The organism is Halomonas terrestris (assembly GCF_049166755.1).
GTDB lineage: Bacteria > Pseudomonadota > Gammaproteobacteria > Pseudomonadales > Halomonadaceae > Halomonas.
Map to the genome: position 1 here is coordinate 314886 of NZ_JBMHFZ010000002.1, position 16904 is coordinate 331789.

Annotated in this window: 18 protein-coding genes; 7 read left to right on the forward strand and 11 right to left on the reverse strand. The window is 69.8% G+C overall.

The genetic code is table 11. The features are described 5' to 3' along the window. Positions 1-159 precede the first annotated feature (159 nt). Entirely contained in the window at positions 160-2823 is a 2664-nt protein-coding gene (locus tag ACOMD9_RS03740; RefSeq protein ID WP_421412206.1) for an insulinase family protein, read from the forward strand. Between the two features lie 17 nt (positions 2824-2840). Here the strand turns inward: ACOMD9_RS03740 and ACOMD9_RS03745 are convergent, their stop codons facing one another. Beyond that, positions 2841-3590 carry an NAD(P)H-dependent oxidoreductase gene (locus ACOMD9_RS03745; RefSeq protein ID WP_421412207.1) on the reverse strand — a complete coding sequence of 250 codons (750 nt, stop codon included), beginning with the start codon at positions 3588-3590 and terminating at the stop codon, positions 2841-2843. A gap of 95 nt (positions 3591-3685) precedes the next feature. Here ACOMD9_RS03745 and ACOMD9_RS03750 point away from each other — a divergent pair, with 95 nt between their 5' ends. Further along, the gene (locus ACOMD9_RS03750) at positions 3686-4567 is read left to right on the forward strand and encodes a LysR family transcriptional regulator (RefSeq protein ID WP_421412208.1); all 882 of its coding nucleotides are present in this window, start codon (positions 3686-3688) and stop codon (positions 4565-4567) included. Here ACOMD9_RS03750 and ACOMD9_RS03755 read toward each other — a convergent pair. Beyond that, the gene (locus tag ACOMD9_RS03755) at positions 4560-5330 is read right to left on the reverse strand and encodes an alpha/beta fold hydrolase (RefSeq protein WP_421412209.1); all 771 of its coding nucleotides are present in this window, start codon (positions 5328-5330) and stop codon (positions 4560-4562) included. The genes ACOMD9_RS03750 and ACOMD9_RS03755 overlap by 8 nt on opposite strands. Before the next feature lie 83 nt (positions 5331-5413). Then, the gene (locus ACOMD9_RS03760) at positions 5414-7015 is read right to left on the reverse strand and encodes a bifunctional AfsR/SARP family transcriptional regulator/alpha/beta hydrolase (RefSeq protein ID WP_421412210.1); all 1602 of its coding nucleotides are present in this window, start codon (positions 7013-7015) and stop codon (positions 5414-5416) included. A gap of 201 nt (positions 7016-7216) precedes the next feature. Between ACOMD9_RS03760 and mddA the strand changes: the two genes are divergently transcribed. Then, positions 7217-7987 carry a methanethiol S-methyltransferase gene (gene mddA / locus ACOMD9_RS03765; protein ID WP_421412211.1) on the forward strand — a complete coding sequence of 257 codons (771 nt, stop codon included), beginning with the start codon at positions 7217-7219 and terminating at the stop codon, positions 7985-7987. Here mddA and ACOMD9_RS03770 read toward each other — a convergent pair. The 4 genes from ACOMD9_RS03770 to ACOMD9_RS03785 all read right to left on the reverse strand — a co-directional run bounded on the left by ACOMD9_RS03770 (position 7962) and on the right by ACOMD9_RS03785 (position 10531). Beyond that, complete coding sequence (locus tag ACOMD9_RS03770; RefSeq protein WP_421412212.1) at positions 7962-8495, reverse strand: GrpB family protein; 534 nt, start codon at positions 8493-8495, stop codon at positions 7962-7964. The genes mddA and ACOMD9_RS03770 overlap by 26 nt on opposite strands. Next, on the reverse strand, positions 8492-9196 hold the full coding sequence (locus tag ACOMD9_RS03775; protein ID WP_421412213.1) for an aspartate/glutamate racemase family protein: 705 nt from the start codon (positions 9194-9196) through the stop codon (positions 8492-8494). The genes ACOMD9_RS03770 and ACOMD9_RS03775 overlap by 4 nt, the downstream gene beginning before the upstream one ends. A gap of 19 nt (positions 9197-9215) precedes the next feature. Further along, positions 9216-9644, reverse strand: a complete 429-nt coding sequence (locus tag ACOMD9_RS03780; RefSeq protein WP_421412214.1) for a VOC family protein — start codon at positions 9642-9644, stop codon at positions 9216-9218. Between the two features lie 104 nt (positions 9645-9748). Further along, positions 9749-10531 (reverse strand): DUF899 domain-containing protein, encoded by a 783-nt coding sequence (locus ACOMD9_RS03785; protein ID WP_421412215.1) that lies wholly within the window; start codon positions 10529-10531, stop codon positions 9749-9751. A 204-nt stretch (positions 10532-10735) separates the two neighbouring features. Between ACOMD9_RS03785 and ACOMD9_RS03790 the strand changes: the two genes are divergently transcribed. Continuing rightward, positions 10736-11284, forward strand: a complete 549-nt coding sequence (locus tag ACOMD9_RS03790) for an NADPH-dependent FMN reductase (RefSeq protein ID WP_421412216.1) — start codon at positions 10736-10738, stop codon at positions 11282-11284. Between the two features lie 22 nt (positions 11285-11306). Continuing rightward, positions 11307-12143: an arylamine N-acetyltransferase family protein gene (locus tag ACOMD9_RS03795; RefSeq protein ID WP_421412217.1), complete on the forward strand. Its 837-nt coding sequence runs from the start codon at positions 11307-11309 to the stop codon at positions 12141-12143. Between the two features lie 29 nt (positions 12144-12172). On the opposite strand, the gene nfo is transcribed toward ACOMD9_RS03795, so the two are convergent. From nfo to ACOMD9_RS03810, 3 genes are all read right to left on the reverse strand, one after another. Continuing rightward, entirely contained in the window at positions 12173-13021 is an 849-nt protein-coding gene (gene nfo / locus ACOMD9_RS03800) for a deoxyribonuclease IV (RefSeq protein WP_421412218.1), read from the reverse strand. Positions 13022-13199: 178 nt separating this feature from the next. Next, the gene (locus ACOMD9_RS03805) at positions 13200-13841 is read right to left on the reverse strand and encodes a nitroreductase family protein (protein WP_421412219.1); all 642 of its coding nucleotides are present in this window, start codon (positions 13839-13841) and stop codon (positions 13200-13202) included. Between the two features lie 31 nt (positions 13842-13872). Beyond that, complete coding sequence (locus tag ACOMD9_RS03810) at positions 13873-14820, reverse strand: EamA family transporter (RefSeq protein WP_421412220.1); 948 nt, start codon at positions 14818-14820, stop codon at positions 13873-13875. Positions 14821-14912: 92 nt separating this feature from the next. Here ACOMD9_RS03810 and ACOMD9_RS03815 point away from each other — a divergent pair, with 92 nt between their 5' ends. Then, entirely contained in the window at positions 14913-15401 is a 489-nt protein-coding gene (locus ACOMD9_RS03815; protein ID WP_421412221.1) for a MarR family winged helix-turn-helix transcriptional regulator, read from the forward strand. Between the two features lie 90 nt (positions 15402-15491). On the opposite strand, the gene ACOMD9_RS03820 is transcribed toward ACOMD9_RS03815, so the two are convergent. After that, on the reverse strand, positions 15492-15836 hold the full coding sequence (locus tag ACOMD9_RS03820; protein WP_421412222.1) for a hypothetical protein: 345 nt from the start codon (positions 15834-15836) through the stop codon (positions 15492-15494). Between the two features lie 163 nt (positions 15837-15999). Here ACOMD9_RS03820 and ACOMD9_RS03825 point away from each other — a divergent pair, with 163 nt between their 5' ends. Further along, complete coding sequence (locus ACOMD9_RS03825; RefSeq protein WP_421412223.1) at positions 16000-16893, forward strand: LysR substrate-binding domain-containing protein; 894 nt, start codon at positions 16000-16002, stop codon at positions 16891-16893. Positions 16894-16904 lie beyond the last annotated feature (11 nt).

Genomic DNA, 16904 nt, shown 5'->3' on the forward strand with positions numbered 1-16904 from the left:
GATCGAGCGTGCCGGGCGCTGGCTGGCGCGCGAATGGGCAGCGGTCACCCGCCGCTGAGCCCCGCTTCGAGCGCCTCCCGGCGCTGTGGTACCGTTGACGGCAGCGACAGCATCGGTCGATCGGCTGTCGCCCGTTCCCCATCGCCCGGAACCGCCCCGATGATCCATACGCCTCCCGGCGACCGTCGCCGGTGTCGATCGCTCACCTTGCCCAACGGCCTGAGGGTCCTGCTGCTCCGCGATCCTGACGCCGACCAGGCGGGGGCCGCCATGAGCGTCGGCGCCGGCAGCGGCGATGAGCCGCCCGACCGCGCCGGGCTGGCCCACCTGCTGGAGCACATGCTGTTCCTGGGCACGGACAGGTATCCGGCACCGGAAGACTTCCCGGCCTATGTGCAGGGGCACGGCGGGCGCTACAACGCCACGACGGAGCTCCACCAGACCTGCTACTTCTTCGAGGTCCCCCCGGCCCATCTGGGTGGCGCCCTGGATCGCTTCGCCCAGTTCTTCATCGCCCCGCGCCTGACCGAATCGGCCATCGCGCAGGAGCGTGAGGTGATCGACGCGGAGTACCGGGCACGGCGAGGGGACGACGAGCAGCGCATCCTGGGCGTCATCAAGCAGGTGCTCGATCCGGCGCATCCCGCCAGCCGCTTCCTGGCCGGCAACCGCGACACCCTGGGGGAGGCCCCCGAGGCGCTGCGCCGGGCCCTGATGGCCTTCCGGCAGCGCCATTACACGGCCGCCAACCTGCGGCTGGCGGTCGTCGGGAACGAGCCGCTGGACACCCTGGAGCGGCAGGTGCGCCGCTGTTTCGCGGACATCCCGCCCGGGACGATGCCGGCGCCGGCGGCCCATCCCCCCCTGCTGCCGCCGGGGAGCCTCCCTCTGGGCCTGGCGCTGCAGCCGACACATCGCCGCCACGAGCTGCGCCTGTGCTTTCCGGTGCCCGCCCTGCGGCCGGACGACTACCTGCAACCCTGGGCGTACCTGGGAGAGCTGCTGGCGTTCCGCGGTCCCGGCAGCCTGTACGGCCAGCTCATGGATCGGGGCTGGCTCACGGGCATCGACGGCTCGGTGCTGCTGGATACCCGGCCCCAGGCCCTGTTCCAGATCCGCTTGCGCCTCACGCCCGACGGCATGGGCCACACCGCGGCCATCACGGCGGCGGTGTTCGCCTGCCTGCGGCGGATCGGGACGGACGGCATCGCCGCCTGGCGCCACCGGGAACGGCAGGTGCTGGCCGATCAGCGCTTCCGGCTCGCGGCGACGACGTCCACCCTGGAGTTCGTCAAGTCGCTGGCCGACCAGCTCCACCGCTATCCCGTCGCGGAAGCGCTGCGCGGCCCCTACCGGCTCGATGCGTTCCAGCCCCGGGTGATCCGCGATTGCCTGGCCCACCTGACCCCGGACAACCTGCTGACGCTGACGGTCGACCCGGCGGTCCGGGGCGATCGCACGAGCCCCTGGTTCCCGGCGCCCTATCGGGTCGCGGCGGCGCCCGACCCCGGGGCCACCCGATGGGACGGGGCGCCCGACTTCACGCTGCCGCCCCCCAACCCCTTCCTCGTGACGATACCCCATGCCGAGCCAGGGGGACCGAGTGCCGCCGTGCCCCGCCTGCTGCACGACAGCGGGCAGAGCCGGGTCTGGCATCAGCCGCTCGCCCGGGCCCCGGGCGGGCGCACCGGGATCCACCTGAATCTGGTGGCGGCCTGTCCCACGCACACCCTGGGCGCCACCGTCCTGACGGCGCTGCTGATCGCCTGGCTGGAACGGGAGCTGGCCGCCGAGTGGCAGCAGGCACGGGCCGCCGGCATGGAAGTGACGCCGAGCCGCCATCACCAGGGCATCACGCTGAGAGCCAGCGGCCTTCCCGAGCAGCTCGACCGGCTGCTGCAGCGGCTGTCGAGCTGCCTGAGCCGAACCCGGATCACCGCGGAGCGCTTCGATCAGGCCCGCCAGGGACTGCAGGCGTGCTGGGAGGCGCAGCAGCACGACCTCGCCTTTCGCCGCCTGCTGCGGCTGCCCGAGGCACGCCTGGGCCACGGCTTCGATGACGAGGAGCGCCTGGCCGAGCTGGCCACGGTGAGCCTGGAGCGGTTGCAGGTGTTTCGGGACGAGCTGCTGCACGGCGTGGGGATCGACTGCCTGGTGGCGGGGCCGCTGGATGGGGCCCGGGCACGGCGGCTCGTCGCGGGGCTGGAAGCGCGCCTGCTGGCCGGCGAGGCGTCGGCGGTGGAACGGCGCCGGCCGCCCATCGTTTCGCTGCAGGCGGGCCAGGCCTATCACTATCGTCTCGAGGCGAGCCACCCCGACAGCGCGGTGGCCCTGTACCTGCCGGGGCCCGATGGCTCGCCGCTGCAGGAGGCTCGCTATCGCCTGCTGGCCGCGCTGCTCCACGACGCCTTCTTTCATCGCTTGCGCATCGAACAGCAGCTCGGCTATGTGGTGCTGGCCCGCTACCTGCCCCTTCACGACTGCCCGGGGCTGATCCTGCTGGTTCAGTCGCCGTCGCTCTCGGTGGACGAGCTGCAGCGGCGGATCCGCCACTTCCTGACGGCGCCCGACGCTCCCCTCCCGAGGCTCGACCCCGAGCGCTTCGCTCACTACCGCGACGGCCTGCTGCACGCCCTCCAGGCGCAGCAGCGCCAGCCCGCTCAGCAGATGGAGCAGTTCTGGGCCAGCCTGGCCGCGGGCGATGCCGATTTCCAGCGGCCCCGACAGCTGCTGCAGGCCGTCACCGACCTGACCCTCGAGGAACTGCAGCGCTTCTACCAGGCGCAACTGCTGCCGTCGCCCTGGGTCTGGCTGCATACCTGACGGCTGGGCGTCGCTGCTCAGGGGCGCCAGCGGGCCGGATGCTCGTCCCGGAGCACGCCATGCTCGTCCCAGTCGTCCCAGCCGGTGAAGGGGAGGGTGGCCTCGCCAGCCAGCCCCTCCAGCCGCCTTGTCCAGAGCGTCTTGTCGCCTTCCAGCTGGGCGCGGAAGGCCTCTTCGGCCTGATAGCTGAGCCCGCCGGCCTGAACGCCATAGGCGACATGGGGCGCGAGCACGTCCATGCCCAGGTAATAGAGCGAGCAGTGCATGGGCCACATCAGGGTTGCCATGTCGCCCCCGCGACCGTGGCGCGAGAAGGCGGCTGCCGGTGAGCCGGTCGTCACCGAGCAGATGGCCCGCTTGCCGCGAAAACGGCCACGGTCGTAGCGCATGCTTCCCGAGTAGACGCCGCCATAGACCATGACCCGATCGAACCAGCCCTTGAGCATCGCCGGCAGGGCGTGCCACCACAGCGGAAACTGCAGGATCACCAGGTCCGCACGTTCGATCCGGGCGATCTCGCGCTGCACGTCGTCGGGCAGGGTGCCGGCGTCGAAGGCGTGGCGCTGCTCGGTCAGCGGCAGGAACGTCTCCGGCTCGGCGCGCTCGGCGAAGTGTGCCGGGTGCTCGACGGGGTCGAATCCCTCGGCGTAGAGGTCCGAGACCTCGACGCTGTGGCCGAGGCCCTCGAGGGTCTCCACTGCCAGCTCCTTCAGGGCGCCGTTGAACGAGCGGGGCTCGGGGTGGCAGAACACGATCAGGGCATGCATGTCGGGTCTCCGGTGGGAAAGCATTCGAAGTGTCCCTGCAGGCTATGATGTACGCTGACGAAACGGTATTCCCTGAAAATGACAATGAACCTTGCATGAATGAACAAGCACTGCGCTGGGACGACCTGCGCGTCGTGCTGGCCATCGCCGAGTCGGGAACGCTGTCGGGGGCGGGGCGGCGGCTGGGTGCCAGCCACGCCACGCTGTTCCGGCGCCTCAACGCCATCGAGCAACGCCTGGGGGTCCGGCTGTTCGATCGGGCACGGACCGGCTATTCACCCACCGCGGCGGGGGAGGAGCTCGCGGCGACGGCCGCGCGGGTGGAGGCCGAGGTCCTGCATGCCGAACGGCGCCTGGTGGGGCGCGACCTGCGCCTCTCCGGGGTGATTCGGATGACCACCACCGATACGCTGCTGATGGGGCTGCTGTCGCCGATCCTCGCCGATTTCCGGCGCACCCATCCCGAGATCGTGCTCGAGGTGGCGGTATCCAACCAGCTGTTCAATCTCTCCCAGCGCGACGCCGACGTGGCGGTGCGGCCCTCGCTGGCGCCTCCCGAGCACCTGGTGGGACGGCGGGTCGGCAGCATTGCCCAGGCGATCTATGTCAGGGCCGACGGGACGGGAGACGATGCCGCCTGGGTCGGGCCGGATCGCCACCTGGGCTATGCCGCGCTCGACGCCTGGATGGCCGCGCAGGGAGCGAACGAGCACTGTCGTTATCGCGTCGACACCATGTTCGGCATGCTGGCCGCCGCCCGCGACGGGCTCGGCCGCGCCGTGCTGCCCTGCTACCTGGCCGATGCCGAGCCGGCGCTTGCGCGCCTCGGCGAGCCGATCCCCGAGCTCGCCACCGAGCTGTGGCTGCTGACCCACCCCGACCTGCGCCGGGTGGCGCGCGTCCGCGCCTTCATGGCCTTCGTCGCCGAGGCGTTGGGGAAGCGTCCGGCGCAACTGTGTGGCCAGGGACTCATGTAACCGAATCCACTGGCGATCTGTTTTGCATTACAAGGTCGATGAGGGTGGGGGCGAGCCCGTCGGGGTCGAGGATGGCCTGGATGTGATTGGCCTGGGGAAGGCGCACCAGGCGGGCATCGTTCAGCTCGTCGTGGAATCGCTCGATCTGGGGCAGCAGCGGGTCGTTGCTACCCGCGAACAGCAGGCAGGGGCAGCGTAGCTGGCCCCAGGGGCCCTCGAGCGGTGGGCGGTCGTGGGCCACGGCGGCGGCGAGGGCGAGTGGGTCGTTGCGAAGAAAGCGCTGCACCCCGGCCTCCGTCAGGCGCGGGCCGGCGGCCTGGCGCAGGACGTCGGCCCAGGCTGCCATGCCGCCGGCGATCCCCTGGCGATAGGGGCCCATGTCCTGGCCATAGGGATGGATACCGCCGAGGGACAGGCTGAGCAGCCTGTGGGGGGCCGCCTGGGCCAGGCCCAGGCCGATCCAGCCGCCCATGGAGTAGCCCAGGCAGTGGACGCGTTCGAGCCCGAGGGCATCGAGTACCGCCACGACATCGGCCACCCGATGGGCCAGGGCATAGGCCTCCGGGGCGTGCGGCTTGTCGCTGTCGCCATGCCCACGGGCATCGATCATGATCAGGCGGAAGTGGCGCTCGAGTCGTGCCACCCAGCCCGCTTCGTACCAGCCCGCGATGCTGTCGCTGAAGCCGTGCTGCAACACCAGCGGCGGCCCTTCGCCGGCCTGCCGATAGTGGATCCTGACCTGTGCGTTGTCGATATACGGCATGGGGAGTCTCCGCTTCGGGGGTGTGGGGCCTTCGGTATAGCCCCGGGGCGTCTCCCGGGCGTCCCCTCAGGTGTCGCGGAGCCTCAGGTGTCGCGGAGAGAGTGCAGGAAGGTGGCCAGGTGGTGCAGGACGAGGCCGGCATCGCCGACCCACCACCAGTGATCCTCGCCGGGAAGCTCTATCCATCGGGCCCGGGCAATATGCTCGGCCAGATACCGGCCATGCCCGATGGGCACCGCCAGGTCGTCGCGTCGATGCAGCACCAGGGTGGGGCAGGCGATGCCGGCGAGCAGTGGCCGGACATCCATCGACTTGAGCGCTTCGAAGACCTGTCTCACCGTGCCGGGGCTGGCCGCGAGCCGCAGGGCCCGTGCCCACCAGGCGCGTCGCTCGACGTCGCCAGCCCAGCCCGGGGCGAAGCGCTCGATACCGGCGGGTCCTCCCCAGTCGTCGATCAGGGCGCGCACCTGGGCGTCGTAACTCTCGGCCGCATAGCCCCAGGGGTAGTCGTCCGCGCGCATGGCCCGTGCCAGGGTGCCATAGAGGATCAGCGCCTTGACCCGTGCCGGGGCCGCCGCCGCCAGGGTCAGGGCCGCCGGGCCGCCCTCCGAGACGCCCAGCAGCACCGCCTGATCGATCCGTTCCGCGTCGAGGATTCTCAGCAGGTCCTCGGCGGTGTGCTGCGGTGTCGCGGCTTGGTCGACACGGTCCGAGAGCCCCATGCCCCGCTTGTCGAAGCACACCACCCTGGCCAGGCGGCCGAGCGCCTGCATGAAGCCGGCAAGCTCCGGCTGATCCCAGTAGAAGTCGAGATGCGACACGAAGCCGGGCAGGGCCACCAGGGTCAGCGGACCCTCCCCGTACAGCCGATAGGCGACATGGACTCCATCGCTGACCACGTACCTGACCGGTGTCGGCGTGCTCATCGGCACGAGGGCGAGGGGGTAGTCGCCGTGCGCGATGGCGTGCCGGATGCGCTCGGTGCTCGCCTGGGGCTCGACGCCGAGTTCCCGCATGAGCATGTCGCGACACTCCTCGTACCGCCGAAGGGCGGCCGCCGGCTCACCTGACTCTGCATGGAGCCGCATCAGCAGTTGGTGGGTGGGCTCGTGCAGGGGATCGAGCGACAGCCTGCGATGGGCATGGGCGAGTGCCGCCTCGCGGTCGTCTGCAGCGGCTGCGGCATGTGCCAGATGCGTCAGCGTCTCGCCGAATGCCTGGCGCAGCCCCTCGCTCTGCTGGACCTGCCAATCCTCGAAGTCGGGGCACTCGGGGAGACCGAAACCCGCGAGAAAGTCGTCCCGGTAGAGGGCCACGGCCTGGCGAAGCAGGGCGCGGGAGGCCTGGGGGTCGACCTCGCGTCGTGACTGCTCGAGGAGTGTGCCGAAGGTGACCGCATCACTGGCCACCACCTGGGGGGCCAGGGCGATGGTGTCGGGGGTGGCGAGGAACACGCCGGCGCCGAGCCGCTGCTGCATGCGGTGGAGGGTGCGACGCAGGCAGGCACGACCGTCACCGGCAGGTGACTCCGGCCACAGCAGTTCCGCCAGCCGGTCGCGACCGAGGGGGCTGCCGGCCATGGCCAGATAAGCCAACAGCGCCAGACCCTTGCGCAACTTGATGGGCAGGGGCTGACCCTGGTGTTCCAACCGGGGGTAGCCAAACAGGAACAGGTTCAGCGGCACGCTTTCTTCCTCTCACGCTGGCGGCCGGTGCGGCATGGGCCAGGGGACGCACAGGCGACGCCCGCCGGGCAAGCTGATGCCGAGCCTGGCGTGGCAGGGGGCGCGACGGCCTACCTCGAGTCTAACCAGTAAACGGCCCTGCCGCGATCTGGCCCCCCCATCCTCCCAGGATGCCAACCCATACCAACCCAGGAGATGACGATGCGTTGGGTAACGATGCTCTATGCGGCCATGGCCTATCTGTTGTTCTGGTTGTGCTCCGCCTATCTGATCGGCTTCACGGCCGACTCCCTGGTGCCTCGAACGATGAATCGCGGCCCCGTCGGCGAGACGGGGCCGGCACTGCTGGTCAATGCCGGCCTCATGCTGCTGTTCGGCGTGCAGCATTCGCTCATGGCGCGGCAAGGCTTCAAGCGCTGGTGCCGACGCTGGCTGCCGGAACCGATGGAGCGCAGTACCTTCGTGCTGGCGTCGGCGCTGATGCTGGGCCTGCTGTACTGGGGCTGGCGCCCCATCCCCAGGATACTGTGGCAGCTGGAGGGCGGCTGGGCCCTGGCCGTGTGGGCCCTGTTCGGCCTGGGCTGGGGCCTGGTCGTATATGCCACCTTCCTGATCAGCCATGGCGAACTGCTGGGTGTCAGCCAGGCCTATCGACACCTTTGCGGCAGGGCCTCCCGCGAGACCGGTTTCCGCACGCCCGGGCTGCACCGCATGGTGCGCCATCCCCTGATGCTGGGGCTCCTGCTGGCCTTCTGGGCCACGCCGCACATGACCGTGGGCCATCTGGTGTTCGCGGCGGGCATGACGCTCTACATCCTCGTCGGTGTCCACTTCGAGGAGCGAAGCCTGGTCGAGGCCTTTGGCGATCGTTACCGCGCCTACCAGGCATCGACCCCCATGCTGCTGCCCGGGCCGGGATCGCTGTATCGCTGGCGCAGGTCTCGGCTCATGAAGCGCAGAGGGAGCGTATGAAGTCCCCCTTGGCCCGGGTGTAGGCCTCGCGGTCCCGGTGATGGCGGGAAGCCAGCTCGCGCTTGAGCGCGGCGTAGCGCGCGGCCAGTACCGGGTCACCGCGCAGGGCATCGCGAAAGGCCAGCCGCTGGCGCCACAGGTCGCCGTCGTGGACCACCACGTGCAGGTGATGGGTACGCCGGCCGTTGGCGTGGCGCATGAACCAGCGGCGGTCGGTCAGGCCGGCGTTGAACTCGAGCGAGGTCACGTAGCCGAAATCGAGCAGCGGATCGAACAGGGTGTCGGCGACGGCCATGGAAACGACCCCGGCCATGACATCGATGATGGGCTTGGCCGGCATGCCGGGAATGGCGGTACTGCCGATGTGTCGCACGTCGAGCAGCTCGGCGGGGAACCGCTCCAGCAGGCGACGGCGCTCGGCGTCGAAGCGTGCCGGCCAGGACGGGTCGGAGGGCACCAGCATCACCCGCTCGTGGATGGCGCGCTCGAGGGATTCCGTGTCCGTCATGCGTGGGGCTTCGCGAGGGCCCAATGGACGGCCTCCTCGGCGTGGATGGCCGTGGTGTCGTAGAGCGGTACCGGGGTGTGTTCCTGTTGCACCAGCAGGGCGATCTCCGTGCAGCCCAGGATCACCGCCTCGGCGCCCCGTGCGCGCAGGGCGGCGATGATCTCGAGATAGTGCTGCCGCGATGCGTCGCGGACCCGGCCGAGACACAGCTCGGAGTAGATCACCTCGTGCACCAGGGCCTGTTCCCGGGCATCGGGCACGATGACGTCGATGCCGTACCCGTCGGCGATCCTGCCCTTGTAGAAGTCCTGCTCCATGGTGAAGCGGGTGCCGAGCAGGCCGACCCGCCCGATGCCGTCGGCGGCCAGGCGCTGCGCCGTGGCATCGGCGATATGCAGCAGGGGAATGGAGATCGATGCCTCGATCTCGGGGGCGACCTTGTGCATGGTGTTGGTGCCGATCATCAGGAAGTCGGCGCCACCGGCCTCCACCGCGCGTGCCGCCGTGCAGAGGATCTCCGCCGTCGCCGGCCAGTCGCCCTCGTGCTGCAGCCGCTCGATGTCGGCGAAGTCCACGCTGTACAGGCACAGCTTCGCCGAGTGCAGCCCGCCCAGGGCGGCCTTGACCCCCTCGTTGAGCGCCCGGTAGTAGCTGACGGTGGACTCCCAGCTCATGCCGCCCAGCAGGCCGATGGTCTTCATGGCGATTCCTTGCTCCTCATCATTCCTCGAGTTCCCAGACGGGGTTCCAGGCCACTTCCCACAGGTGGCCGTCGGGGTCCTGGAAGTAACCGGCATAGCCGCCCCAGAAGGTCTCGTGGGCGGGCTTGGTGATCGTGGCGCCGGCCTCCTTTGCCTGCTCCATGACGCCATCGACCTCTTCCCGGGAGGCGACATTGTGCGCCAGGGTGAACTCGGTCGCGCTCGGTGCGTCCATCGGCAGGTCGGCATCATTGGCGATGCAGCGACGCGGCCAGAGCCCGAGCTTCAGCCCGCCCTGCAGCTCGAAGAACACCACGGCCCCGTCGCCTTCCTGGAACTCCTCGCCGACGATGCCGGGCGTTTCCAGGCCGAGGCCGTCACGATAGAAGTGCAGGGCGCGCTCCAGGTCGTCGACGCCCAGGGTGATCAGCGTGATACGCGGTTGCATGTGATGCTACCCCCGTTCGTGGCACATCATTGCCGGGAAAACCCGGTGAGGTGGCATTCAGGGTAGATCAAGTTATCTCCGCGGGTGGAGCCGGGGGCGTTCGTTCACGACTCGTACTCGTCGTGGCGGCGGTTCCATGCGTATGGCGGCGTCTGGGGCCAGCCCGCCGGCGAGTCCTCCCAGGTCTCCTGGCGGCCGTAGGGCGTCAGGTCCAGATAGGTCCAGTGGCTGCCCAGGTGCTCGACGCCACGCCTGCCGGTGAAGTAGGTCCGGAAGACCCGTTCGCCGTCGCGCAGGAAGACGCTGACCCCGTGGCGCTCGCCGCGGTCGGTGTCCGGGGCGCAGCAGTCCTCGCTCGTCACGCCCATGTCGCGGTTGAAGTCGCTGCCCAGGGAGGAGACCCAGGGCGGGTGCTGCCAGCCCATGCGCGCCCGGTAGCGTTCCAGTTTTTCCAGCGGCGCCCGCGACACCAGCACCAGCGAGGTGTCGCGGGCGTGCAGGTGGGCGGGGTGGCTCATGGCGTCGACGACCCAGGAGCAGCCGTCGCAGCCGGCCTCCCAATCGGGGCCGAACATGAAGTGGTAGACGATCAGCTGGCGACGCCCTTCGAAGAGGTCGAGCAGGCTCGCCGGGCCATCGGGCCCCTCGAAGGCGTACGCCTTCGTCACCTCGACCATGGGCAGCCGGCGGCGCGCGGCATTGAGCCGGTCGCGCTCCCGGGTATGGGCCTTCTCCCGGGCGATCTGGCGCTCGAGCGCAGCCTGCCACTCGTCCATCGAGACGATGGGAGGAAGCGGATGGGGGGCATCGTTCACTGCTGGTTCCTCCCGCTTGAGTTTACCCGCACTCAGCCGCTTCAGCAGGGCGAAGTGGGTCGGCCAGGGCATGGAAGGCCTGGTCCAGGGATGTCGACTGTTATTCAACCCTAGATACCATCTCTAGGGTTTAGTTAGACGCCGTGTCGGCAACGGTCAACCTCTTCTCACCGATAGCCAAGCCCTATCGAAGCCATTGCCACGATGACCTTTGACCTCAACTTTGCTTGAGGTCGTATCGTGCAGCGTATTCATCACCCGACAGGAGAGAGTGCGATGAGCGATACGATCAAGGTGGCCGTGATCTATGGCAGCGTGCGGGAAGGGCGCTTCGGCGATACCGTGGGGCAGTGGGTCGTGGAACAGATCCAGCGCCGGGAGGCGTTCGCGCCTGTGGTGATCGATCCCGCCGCCGAGCCGGTGGAGGCCTTCGCCGGGCGCCTCGACGAGGCGGATGCCTTCGTGGTGGTCACGCCCGAGTACAATCACTCCTACCCGGCTGCCCTCAAGGCGCTGATCGACGCCTACAAGGTGGAGTGGCAGGCCAAGCCGGTGGCCTTCGTCTCCTACGGCGGCGCCTCGGGCGGGCTGCGGGCGGTGGAGCACCTGCGCCATGTCCTTGCTGAGCTGCACGCGGTGGGCATCCGCGACGGAGTGATGTTCCCCAACGCCTGGGAGCAGTTCGACGAGCATGGGCAGCCGCTTCAGGCACCGCGCGCCGAGCGCGGCATGCAGACCCTGCTGGCGCGACTCGCCTGGTGGGCCGAGACACTGCGCCAGGGGCGTGCCGCCCGCGACTACGCCCAGGCGGTCATGCTGGATTGAGGGGTGGACGAGGAGGAATACCATGAAGGAATCATGCGACGCGATCGACCTCGCCGCCTATTGCGCCCGGATCGGCCATGACGGCGAACTCGGCCCGACCCTCGAGACGCTGCGCCGCCTGCAGGCACGGCATGTGGCCGCCATTCCCTTCGAGAATCTCGACATCCTGCTGGGTCGCGGCATCGACATCTCGCCCCGGGCCGTGGACGCCAAGCTGATCGGCGCCCGCCGTGGCGGCTACTGCTTCGAGCAGAATGCCCTGTTCAAGCGGGTGCTGGAGGCCATCGGCTTCCAGGTGGAGGGGCTGCTCGCACGGGTGCTGTGGATGGCGCCGAGCGATGCGCCGCCCCGGCCGCGTACGCACATGGCGCTGCGGGTGGTGGTCGAGGGACGGCCCTGGCTCGCCGATGTCGGCTTCGGCGGCAATGCACCCGTGGCGCCGCTGGCGATGGATGTCCGGGAAGTGCAAGCGACCCGGCATGAAACCTACCGGGTGACGCCGAGCGAGGAGGGCCTGCTGCTGCAGGCGCGGCTGGACGGGGAGTGGGCCCCGCTCTACGACCTCTCGCTGCAACCGCAGTTGCCGGTGGATTACGAGCTGCCCAACTGGTACACCGCCACGCACCCCTCGTCGCACTTTCGCCATCAGCTCAGCGTGGCGCGCACCACCCCTGAAGCGCGCTACGCGCTGAGGAATGCCCGGCTGACGGTGCGGACGCCCGCGGGCGAACAGACCCGGCGGGAGCTCGGGGTGGGCGAACTGGAGACGGTGTTGCGCGAGACCTTCGGCCTGCCCGTGGCGGAGGGCTGGCGCGCCGTGCTCGAGCGCGCCGTGGCCGCCGAACGGGAGACCGCCTAGCCGTTCCCGGCGGCGCCGGGCGGAAGGTGTCAGTCGCCCGCGGCCTGGGCGCGCAACCAGGCGATCTCCTCGGCCCAGATCGCCGGCTCGATGGTCTCCAGTATCATGGGGATCTCGTCGATGCGCGGGTCGCGCATGAGGGTGGTGAAGGCGTCGAGCCCGATGTTGCCCTGGCCCAGGCTGTGGTGGCGGTCGACGCGGCTGGCGAATTCGCTCTTGGCGTCGTTCAGGTGCATGCCGCGCAGATACTCGAAGCCGACCACCTTGTCGAACTCGTCCAGCGTCGCGGTGCAGGCCTCCGGCGTGCGCAGGTCATAGCCGGCGGCGAAGGCGTGGCAGGTGTCGATGCACACCCCGACCCGCGACCGGTCGTCGACCTGGTCGATGATCTCGGCGAGGTGCTCGAAGCGCCAGCCCAGGTTGGTGCCCTGGCCGGCGGTGTTCTCGATCACCGCAGTGACGCCCCGGGTCTCGGCGAGCACATGGTTGATCGAGTCGGCGATACGGGTCAGGCACTCGCGTTCGCTGATCTTCTTCAGGTGGCTGCCGGGGTGGAAGTTGAGCAGGGTGAGCCCGAGCTGCTCGCAGCGCTGGAACTCGTCGAGGAAGGCCGCGCGGGACTTCTCGAGCCCGGCGGCATCCGGGTGGCCGAGGTTGATCAGGTAGCTGTCGTGGGGAAGGATCTGCCCCGGGCCGAAGCCGTGCTCGTGGCAGGCCGTGCGGAAGGCCTCGATGGCCTCGTCGGTCAGCGGCTTGGCGTGCCACTGGCGCTGGTTCTTGGTGAACAGCGCGAAGGCGTCGGCGCCGATCTCCACGGCGCGCAACACGGCCTGGTCGGGGCCGCCGGCGGCACTGACGTGGGCTCCGAGATATTTCATGCGGCGTTTCCTTCCATCACGGCTCGGGGAAGGGCTTACGATAGCACCGTGACGGGCCGGCATCAGCCCGTCACGGTGCGCACCCGGTTGCTGCTGCCTGGCGCCGGGTCTCGCCTGCCGGGCTCGGCGGTGAGCCGAGGGGAATCGCGTGCTCGACGTCGCCGGCGGCCCGCCGTCGCTATGCCGACGGCAGGTGGACGAACAGCTTCTCCCGGGGCCAGCGTACCTTCTCGAGGCCGGCGTGCCGGTCGGCCTCGCCGTCGCGATAGCCCAGCGCCATCAGCACCACGCTGCGCAGGTTCTGCGCCCTGAGCCCCAGCAGGTCATCCAGCCCCGCCGGGTCGAAGCCCTCCATGGGCGAGGCGTCCACGCGCTCCGCGGCCGCCGCGGCGAGTGCCGTGCCCAGCGCCAGGTAGGCCTGCTTGGCCGCCCACTGGAATTTCTCCCGGGCCGAGGCGAAGCCGCCGACGGCGCCCTTGATGGTGTTCCCGTATGCCGCCAGCTCGTCCGGGTGCTGGCCGCGTGTCTCGGCGGTGAGCCGGATCAGGTCGTCGACCTGGGCCTCCTCGACGGGATCCCAGGCGGCGAACACCAGCAGGTGCGAGGACTGGGTGATCTGCGGCTGGTCGAAGGCCACCGGGCTGATCCGCTCGCGCAGCGCCCGGTCCTCGATCACCAGCACGGAGTAGGGCTGCAGGCCGTAGGAGGAGGGGGCCAGGCGCACCGCCTCCAGGATCCGGTCGACCTGTGCCCGGGGCACACGCTCGCCGTTCATGCGCTTGGTGGCGTAACGCCAGTTCAGGGCTTCGATGAGGCTCATGATGACTCCTTGTCGGGGAAACGTGACGCCATCAGGTGGTCCGGGCGCCACTCGGGACGGACGCGGCGCGGGCGCCGCGATGGAAGAGCACGGTGCCGAGCGCCACCAGCAACGCGGCCAGGCCCAGGTTGGGGGGCGGGGCCTCGCCGAGTGCCAGCACCGCGATCAGCGTGCCGACCAGCGCCGCCACCGTGCCGATCTGGCTCAGGTAGACGGGGCCGGCGATTTTCTGCAGCACGAAGTAGACGAGGTAGAGCACCGAGAACACGGCGACCTCCACCAGCAGCAACCGCAGAACGGCACCGCTGGTGAACAGCGCCAGGGACTGGCCGGGTTCGAGCAGCAGCACGAAGGGCACCAGCGTCGCGGCGCCGCCGAACATCATCAGCGCCGCCAGGAACACCGGCGCGGTGCCGTCGGGCCAGCGCAGGGTGCGGTAGATGTTGCCCAGCGCGATCACCAGCGGCATGGCCAGCACCAGCAGGACCCACCCCTGGCCACCGCCGGCGCCGCCGGCCTTGGCCGCGGCCAGCACCAGCCCCCCGGCGAGCCCCAGCAGCACGCCCAGCAGGCGCAGCGCGCGCAGCCGCTCCAGGCTCAGCCAGACGGCCAGCAACCAGGTGACGAGGATCGGGAAGGCGAAGCTGAGCGAGATGAAGCCCGCGCCGACATGGCGTACCGCGAGGAAGGCCAGGGCGTTGGGCACGGCGAACAGGGCCCCGGCCACGGCGGCGTACTCCAGGGTGCGGCGGTTGAGTGCCATCGACCGCCGTTGCAGCGCCCCGATGGTGGCCAGCACGATCCCGGCCCCGGCCATGGCCGTCATCAGGAAGGTCAGCCGCGGCGCCCCCGCGCCGTCCGCCAGCTTGGCCACCACCAGCGACAGTGCCAGGAAGGTGCCGACCAGCAGCAGGCAGCCCAGGGCGTGGAACCCGGCCCGATCCGTCCCCTTGCGCGACAGCGTTGCGTTCGACATCATCCCTCCTCCCGTAGCTTGGCGGAAAGTATCTCCACACAAAGTATCTTTTCATCAAGATAAAAGCACCTTAGCATCGAGATAAATGGTTGGCAATGAACAGAGTGAAATCGGCGATCGCCCAGTGGCAGCGCGAGATGCCCGGCCTCGACCTGCTCCCGATGGAGGTGGTCGGCTACCTGAAGACCAGCCAGGTGATCACCCGGAACCAGTTGGAGGCCTTCTTCAAGGCCCATGGCCTGCAGCTGGGCGAGTTCGACGTGCTGGCCACCCTGCGCCGTTCCGGCGCCCCCTATGCGCTGACGCCGACCCAGTTGTTCGGCACCCTGATGGTCTCGTCCGGGGGCATGACCAACCGGCTGGATCGCCTGGAGCGGGCCGGACTGATCGTGCGCACCCCCAACCCCGAGGATCGTCGTGGCACCCTGGTCTCGCTGACGGACGAGGGGCGGGAGATGATGGACAGGCTCGTCCCGCTGCATGTCGAGAACGAGGCGGGCCTGCTCGCCGGCCTCAGCCGGGAGGAGCAGGAGACACTGGGCCGGCTGCTCGGCAAGCTGCTCGACGGCCTGGAAGGGGAGTAGCGGCCGGGCCGCGGCGGAGGCGATCGCAATCGGCGGGGCAGTGGCATGGGCCAGGGCTCCTGGCGGGAGTTCGCCAGGAGCCCGGGTGCCTCAGGGTGACTTGGGGGCCGGCGGGGGGGAATCGCCCTGCCGGGCCTTGCGCAGCGCCCGGCGCTCCTCGATGGCCTTCAGCGCATCGACCCGCAGCGGCAGGCGCGATGCCCACAGGATGTCGTCGCGGCGGTGGCCCATGTCGTCGAGGATATGGTCGTCATGGGCGAGCAGCGGCAGGAAGCGCCGCCGGAACTGCCACCGGCGGCGAAAGGCGTGGCACCAGTGCTCCACGGCGGTGATCAGCCCCAGGGGCGGCATGGCCGGCATATAGAAGTCCGGTACTGGCGGTGGCGCCGGCTTGTCGGCGACTCTCGGGCGGCGAATCGGTTCGTACTGGCTCATCTCGCACCTCCATCCAGGCGGCCGCCAGGCGGGCGGCTGCCGGTGTCTGCTTGCGGGTGGGTGGAGGGTCGCGACCTCTGGGGGACAGCATGGCCCGGGTCTTTTGATCAATCCAGCGAAAAGGCTTACATTGACCTTTAAGAATTTCTGAAAGGTTAGGGCCATGACCCAGATGCCATCCACCGGGTGCGCACCGTTGCCGCTGCTGGATACCGACGTGCTGCGCACCTTCGTCGCCATCGCCGAGAGCGGCAGCTTCACCCGCGCTGCCCGGCAGGTGTTTCGCACCCCCTCGGCCCTGAGCATGCAGATCAAGCGCCTGGAAGAGACCCTGGGCCAGACGCTGTTCGTGCGCGAGGCGCGCCAGGTGCGGCTCACGCCGGAGGGCGAGGTGCTGCTGGGCTATGGGCGCCGGTTGCTCAAGCTCAACGAGGAGGCGGTGACCCAGTTCCTGGCGCCGTCGCTGGAGGGGCGGGTGAGCATCGGGACCACCGATGACGTGGGCACGCGCATCCTGCCCGGGGTGCTGGCGCGGTTCGCCCGCTCGCACCCGGCGGTGCAGGTCGAGGTGGTGGTGGGCGGCAGCACGGGGATACTGGCGCGCCTGGACGCCGGCGAACTCGACCTGGTGCTGGTCACCTCCGGCAACCCGGGGCAGCCGGTACGGGGCGAGATCGTGCACAGCGAGCCACTGGTGTGGGCCGGGCGCGAAGGCGGGATCGCCGCCCAGCGCTCGCCGCTGCCGGTGGCGTTGGCCCACCATGGCTGTGCCTGGCGGGGGATGGCCCTCGACGCCCTCGACCGGGCCGGGGTGAGCTACCGCATCGCCTACACCTGCGAGCACTCCGCCGGGCAGGAGGCCGCCATGCTCGCCGACCTGGCGGTTTCCCCCTTCCCGCTGACCCTGGTCCGGCCGCCGCTGCGCCGGATCGACAGGGCCCTGCTGCCGCCCCTCGGCGACTACCAGCTGGAACTGGTCAAGCGGGGCGGCGCGGGCGAGGCCAGCGAGGCCCTGGTGGGGCATGTGATCGAGGCATTTCGCGACATGCACGGCTAGCAGCCGGCGTG